At 73.6% G+C, this 6,306-nt stretch carries 4 protein-coding genes and 1 pseudogene; 4 read left to right on the top strand and 1 reads right to left on the bottom strand.

Annotated features, from left to right (window positions below; all coding sequences use genetic code 11):
* A pseudogene (locus tag F9B16_RS48645) lies at positions 1-626 on the bottom strand (PucR family transcriptional regulator); the annotation flags it as partial.
* Between the two features lie 254 nt (positions 627-880).
* Here F9B16_RS48645 and F9B16_RS48640 point away from each other — a divergent pair.
* From F9B16_RS48640 to F9B16_RS48625, 4 genes are all read left to right on the top strand, one after another.
* Positions 881-2,977, top strand: coding sequence for a catalase (locus tag F9B16_RS48640; RefSeq protein WP_151547056.1), 2,097 nt, complete (start codon positions 881-883; stop codon positions 2,975-2,977).
* Positions 2,978-3,533: 556 nt separating this feature from the next.
* Entirely contained in the window at positions 3,534-4,340 is an 807-nt protein-coding gene (locus F9B16_RS48635; protein WP_192809374.1) for an AfsA-related hotdog domain-containing protein, read from the top strand.
* Positions 4,337-4,978 (top strand): methyltransferase family protein, encoded by a 642-nt coding sequence (locus F9B16_RS48630; protein ID WP_151547054.1) that lies wholly within the window; start codon positions 4,337-4,339, stop codon positions 4,976-4,978. Before F9B16_RS48635 ends, F9B16_RS48630 begins: the two co-directional genes overlap by 4 nt.
* On the top strand, positions 4,975-6,306 hold a 1,332-nt coding region (locus F9B16_RS48625), incomplete at its 3' end, for a PEP/pyruvate-binding domain-containing protein (RefSeq protein WP_318839300.1). The genes F9B16_RS48630 and F9B16_RS48625, both read left to right, overlap by 4 nt.

Genomic DNA, 6,306 nt, shown 5'->3' with positions numbered 1-6,306 from the left:
AGCGGCCAGCCCGCCCGCGCGGACTGCTCGCCGACGACCTCGGGCGGCGCGGCCGGGTCCGACAGCAGCAGCGCCAGCAGCCGGCCGCGGCGCTGCTCGCGCTCCCCGGCGGCCTTCTCGCGGGCCCGCGCGTACCCGTGCGCGGCGGCGGACGCGAGCGCGTCCAGGTAGGCGAAGTTGGCCTCGGCGAGCAGGCTGACCAGGGCGCGCGGGCGGCCGAGCCGCTCCGCCTCGACCGCCAGGTGCCGCCAGGCCAGCCGCGACGCGACCCGCATCGCGTTCTGCAGGTGCTCCAGGCTGCGGCCCTCGACCGCCTCGCCGTACCCGACGTCGAAGAAGACCTGGTACACCTCCTTCCAGGAGGCGTCCGGGTCGGCGATCATCTGGACGAAGTGCTCCATCGCGTGCGCGACCGCGGCCTCGGCGACGCGGACGTAGGCGGCGTCGCCCGGGCGGTCGTACTCCGGGACGTGCCGCAGCACGCCCTGCACCATCGGGCCGAGGAGCTCGGGCAGCCGCGGGCGCATCCAGCGGGCCTCCTCGGCGGGGACGTCCCGCCACGGCTCCTCCGTCAGCCCGTCCAGCACCGGCGATCCGGTGTGCGCGTCCTCGTATGCCGTCGTCATGGCGACACCTCCTCGACCGAGGTCCCGGTCGTCTCAACCTAGGCATCGGGGCGGGCGCGCGACACTCATTCGTCCGCACCGCCGGGCGGGGCCGATTGTCAGCCGTTTGACAAGGGTCCCGGGGCCGGGGGCGGCCGTCTCGCGGCGGTGCCGCCGGGCGTGCTCAAGTTCGGGTCAAAGCGTGCATGGCGGAGGGTTCGCCGGGTAGCGGCTCCACGGAGTGCGATCATCGAGCAGCCACGAGGAGCCGAATCATGGCCAACCCGGCCGGCCACGAGGACCGGAAGCAGGAGCAGTTGGAGCGGCGGCGGGTGAGCCCGGACGGGGCGGCCGGGCTGACCACCGACCAGGGCGTCCGGGTCGACGACACCGACAACTCGCTGACGGTGGGCGAGCGGGGCCCGTCGCTGATGGAGGACTTCCACCTCCGCGAGAAGATCACCCACTTCGACCACGAGCGGATCCCCGAGCGGGTCGTGCACGCGCGCGGCTCCGGCGCGTACGGGCACTTCACGCTGACCGAGTCGCTCGCCGAGTACACGACCGCCGACTTCCTGTGCGACACGTCGCTGACGACGCCGGTGTTCGTGCGGTTCTCGACCGTCGCCGGGTCGCGCGGGTCGGCGGACACCGTCCGGGACGTCCGCGGCTTCGCGACGAAGTTCTACACGAACCAGGGCAACTTCGACCTGGTCGGCAACAACATGCCGGTCTTCTTCATCCAGGACGGCATCAAGTTCCCCGACTTCGTGCACGCGGTGAAGCCGGAGCCGCCGAACGAGATCCCGCAGGCGTCGTCCGCGCACGACACGCTGTGGGACTTCGTGCAGCTCCAGCCCGAGACGATGCACATGATGATGTGGCTGATGTCGGACCGGGCGCTGCCGCGCAGCTACGCGATGATGCAGGGGTTCGGCGTGCACACGTTCCGGCTCGTCAACGCCGAGGGCCGGGGCACGTTCGTGAAGTTCCACTGGCGGCCGAAGCTCGGCACCCACTCGCTCGCCTGGGACGAGACGCAGAAGATCGCGGGCAAGGACCCCGACTTCAACCGGCGGGACCTGTGGGACCGCATCGAGGACGGCGACTTCCCCGAGTACGAGCTCGGCGTGCAGCTGGTGCCGGAGGAGGACGAGCACAGGTTCGGGTTCGACCTGCTCGACCCGACCAAGATCATTCCGGAGGAGGAGGTCCCCGTGCGGCCGGTCGGCCGGATGGTGCTGGACCGCAACCCCGACAACTTCTTCGCCGAGACCGAGCAGGTCGCCTTCCACATCGGCAACGTGGTGCCGGGCATCGACTTCACCAACGACCCGCTGCTGCAGGCGCGCCTGTTCTCCTACCTCGACACCCAGCTGATCCGGCTCGGGGGGCCGAACTTCCCGCAGATCCCGGTGAACCAGCCGGTCGCCGACGTCCGCAACCACCAGCGCGACGGCTACCACCAGATGAAGCTGCACCAGGGGCAGGCGAGCTACCACAAGAACTCGCTGGGCGGCGGCTGCCCGGCCGTCGGCGGGCCCGGGTCGTTCACCCACTACCAGGAGCGCGTGGACGGCGAGAAGATCCGCAAGCGGAGCGAGAGCTTCAAGGACCACTACTCCCAGGCGACGCTGTTCTGGAACAGCATGGCCGACTGGGAGAAGGAGCACATCGTCGGCGCGTTCCGGTTCGAGCTCGGCAAGTGCGACCACAAGCACATCCGCGAGGGCGTCGTCGCGCAGCTCAACCACGTCGACCACGACCTCGCCGTGCAGGTCGCCGAGGGCGTCGGGGTGGAGCCGCCGTCGGACGCCCCGATCGCCAACCACGGCCGCACCTCGCCCGCGCTCAGCCAGGACGAGCAGCCGGGCTCGGTCAAGGGCCGCAAGGTCGCGATCCTGGTGGCGGACGGCGTCGACTCGGCGGCCGTCGGCGCGGTCGGCGACGCGCTGGCCGAGGCGGGCGCGGTGTGCGACGTGCTCGCCGCGAAGGACGGGCACGTCCAGGCCGCCAACGGCGCGCAGGTCACGGTGACCCGCGCGATGCCGACCGTCGCGTCCGTGCTGTACGACGCCGTGCTGGTGCCCGGGGGAGAGGCGAGCGTGCGGACGCTGGCGCAGGACGGCGACGCGGTGCACTTCGTCGCGGAGGCGTTCGTGCACTGCAAGGCGATCGGCGCGCTGGACGAGGGCGTCGCGCTGCTGGAGCGGGCCGGGATCACCGGGGTGAAGACCTCGGAGGACGGCACCGTCGAGGACTTCGGCGTCGTCACCGGCCGCGGGCCCGGCGGCGACTTCAGCGCCGCGCTCATCGAGGCGATCGCCAAGCACCGGCACTGGCGGCGGCAGAAGGACCACGTGCCGGCCTGACCGGACGGCGCAGGACGGCGCGGGACAGCGCAGGACGGAGCCGGGCGGGGCCCGGCGCGGTAGCACGCTTCGGGCGGGCACCGCGCCGGGCCCCGTGGCGTGTGGCCGCTTTCTGCCAAATCAATTGTGGGCCACGTCACAAAACGGCGGCCGCGCCGAATGATTGAATCATGATCTGAAAATATATCTTGTGCGACTCGCCGGTTAAAACGCGCGACCCGGTACGCGGGAATCGCGCGCATTCCGCCCGCATTACGGCTGGACGCGGCCGGGCCACCGCCGCCGGACCGTCGTGACCGTCCGTGCAAGTGGGTCCTGACATGCGGATTCCGGGCGGCCCGCGCCCGCCGCGCGGCGCGTCCGGCGCGCCGGTCCTTGCCGGTCTGGGAAGACCCGCACGGCCCGGACTGCCCATGGGTGCAGTTCATCCGGGCGCATTTCTGTAGCAAGATGACGGCCGTCTCGCTGGATTTCCTGTGCTTCCGGTAAGGGCGCCGGGCGGCTTTTTCGCCGGCCGCCCGGCAAGGGCATGGGTCCGATTATGGAGGGAGGGCGCATGGCCGCGTCCGTCATTGAACGATTCCGCGAGCTGGTCGTCGACGAGTCCGATCCCTTCTACTTCGACCACCCCCTCGACCACGTGCCGGGAATGCTGCTGTTCAGCGGCACGCTGGACCTCGCCGTCCGCGCGGACTCGGCGCGATCGCGCGGACGGCGGGCCGGACGGGTCGTGGCCGGGCTCGACTTCACCCGGTTCTGCGAGCTCGACCGCGGCACCACGCTGTCGTGCCGTCCCGTCCCCGGCCGCAACCGTGCCTGGACGGTCGCCGCCCGGCAGGGCGCGAAGGAGGTGTGCGCCGGCACCATCGCATTCACCGACGACACCTCGCCCTCGCCGGCGCCGCCCGCGGCGCCCGCGGCGATCCCGCCGTCCCGGCACGCGCCCGCCGACCTCGTGCACCGGCACCGCCCCGAGAACATCCTGGTCGGGGAGCCGGTGCGGCGCGGGCGCGGCGTCGTGGAGGCGGCCGTGCTGAGGCCGCCGGGCAGGGAGCGGGACGCCTGGACTCCCGTCGAGATCGTCGAGGCGGGCCGCCAGTTCGCCACGCTGCTGGAGCACAGCGAGCACGGCAGGCCGATGGACGCGCGCCTGCTGTGGGTGTCGCTGCGGCTGGACGTGCCGTTCCGGCTCGCCGGATCCGTCCCGCTGCTGCTGCGCTGGCCGGTCGCCCGCGTGCCCGGCCCCCGGTCCCGGTGCACGGCGACCCTCGCGGACGCCTCGACGGGCGCCGACCTCGGGTCGCTGGCCTACGAGGCGTACGCGGTCGACCCGGAGCGCTACGAGCGGACCCGGTCGTCATGAACCTCCCCCTCCGCGACACGCTTTTGCTGCTCGCACCGCGCGCCGCCTTCGCCGCGGGCGCGGGCTTCCTGGTGGCGGGAATCGCCGTCCACGCGGCGCGCGACGGCGCAGGGCCGGTGGTCATGCTCGCCCTGTACCTGGGCTGGCTGCTGCTGGAGGCGCCGGTGACGTTCCGGCGGGCCGCCGCGTCCCCGGCGGACACGCGGACCCTCCTGCCGTACGCGCTCGCCCGCCTCCTGCTCGTCGCGTCCGCCTCGCTCGGGCCGTTCCCGTGGCCGGCGTCGTCGCCGTGGACGGCGGCCCCCGCTCTCGCCTTCGTCGCCGGAGTCGCGCTGCGGCAGACCGCGATCCGCACGCTCGGGCGGTTCTACTCGCACCACGTGATGCGGCAGGACGGCCATCGCGTCGTGACCGGCGGCGTCTACCGGGTCGTCCGGCATCCGGCGTACGCGGGCATGCTGCTCGCCAACCTCGCCTTCGCCGGCTTCTTCCTCGCGCCCCTCACCGCCGCCGCGTTCGCGCTGCTCGCGGCGGCGGTCGCTTGGCGGATCCGGGTGGAGGAACGCGCGCTGTGGGACGTTCCGGGCTACCCGCCGTACGCCGCCGGACGGGCGCGCGTGCTGCCGAAGGTGTGGTGAGCGGCGTGCCTGCCGGATCGATGGGCACGGGCGAGGTCGGGCACAAGTTCGCCCGGCTGGACACGCTGCGCGACGCGGGCTTCCCCGTGCCGGAGTTCTTCTGCGTGCCCGCGGCGGAGTTCGACCGGGCGCTGGACGGCCTGAGCGGTGCCCTGCCGCCGCGCCCGGCGGTCCCGGCCGCGCAGTGGTGCGGGTTCGCCGCCTCGGCGCTCGCCGCGGCCGTCCCGGACGGCCCTCTCGCCGCGCGGCTGCTGGCGGGGTTCGACGAGCTCGCGGGTGCGGACGGCACCGTCGCCGTGCGCGCCTGCGTCGTCCCCAACCCGGACGGCCCGGACGGCTCGGCCGGTGCGGCCGAGGACTCGGCCGAGGACCCCTTCGCCGGGCTGAGCGACAGCTTCCTGTACGTCCGGCGCGACGGGCTGCTGGAGGCGGTGGCGCGCTGCTGGGCGTCGGCGTTCAAGCCCGAGGCGGTCCATTACCGGGAGTTCCGGGGCATCGACCCGGCGGCGGCGCGGGTCGCGGTCGGCGTGCAGCGGATGGTCCCGGGGACCCGCTCGTTCGTCGCGTTCACCCGCGACCCCCGCGACGGGGCGCACCGGCACGTCATCGCCGCCGCGCACGGCATCGGCGAAGGCGTCGTCCAGGAGAAGGCCGACGTCGACCACTTCTTCGTCGACCCGGAGACCGGGCGCGTCGACGCCGAGGTCGTCGCCAAGCACCGCATGGTCGGCCCGCCGAGAGACGGCGAGGACGGTCCGCGCACCGTTCCCGTCCCCGGCGACCTGCGCACCGCGCCCGTGCTCACCGGCGAGCGGGCACGGGAGATCGCCGGGCTCGCCGCGCGCGTCGAGCGGCTGTTCGGATGCCCGCAGGACATCGAGGGGACCATCACGCCCGACGGCGCCGTCCATCTCGTGCAGGCCCGCCCGCTGGCCGCCCCGCCCGACCAGGAGGGGGCACCGCGCGTCCACTGGGGCAACCACAACATCACCGAGAGCTTCCCCGGCGTGTCCGGCGCGCTGACGTACTCGCAGGCGCGCGCCTTCTACCAGCTCGCCTTCACCGACCTGTACCGGCGGATGGGGGTGCCCGCTCGGCGGTTGCGCGCGCGCGGCCACCGCCTCGCCCGGATGGTCGGGCTCCTCGACGGCCGCGTCTACTACCGGCTGGACGACTGGCAGGAGCTGCACGGGCAACTGCCCGTCTTCGACCTGATCCGGGCGGGCTGGGAAGAGGGGATGGGCATCACCGGCGAGGCGCGCGCGGACCGCCGGTGGCCGCGCGCCCGCGTCGCCGCCGCGCTGCCCGCGCTCGCCTGGCGCGCGGCG

This window comes from Actinomadura montaniterrae (assembly GCF_008923365.1).
In the GTDB taxonomy this organism is placed as follows: domain Bacteria; phylum Actinomycetota; class Actinomycetes; order Streptosporangiales; family Streptosporangiaceae; genus Spirillospora; species Spirillospora montaniterrae.
Note: the sequence above shows the minus strand (reverse complement) of the source record. Positions and strands in the feature narration are given on the sequence as shown.

Coding starts and splice junctions, on each gene's coding strand:
- F9B16_RS48630 (WP_151547054.1), top strand. CDS start 4,337: ATGAACCTCCCCCTCCGCGACACGCTTTTGCTGCTCGCACCGCGCGCC.
- F9B16_RS48635 (WP_192809374.1), top strand. CDS start 3,534: ATGGCCGCGTCCGTCATTGAACGATTCCGCGAGCTGGTCGTCGACGAG.
- F9B16_RS48640 (WP_151547056.1), top strand. CDS start 881: ATGGCCAACCCGGCCGGCCACGAGGACCGGAAGCAGGAGCAGTTGGAG.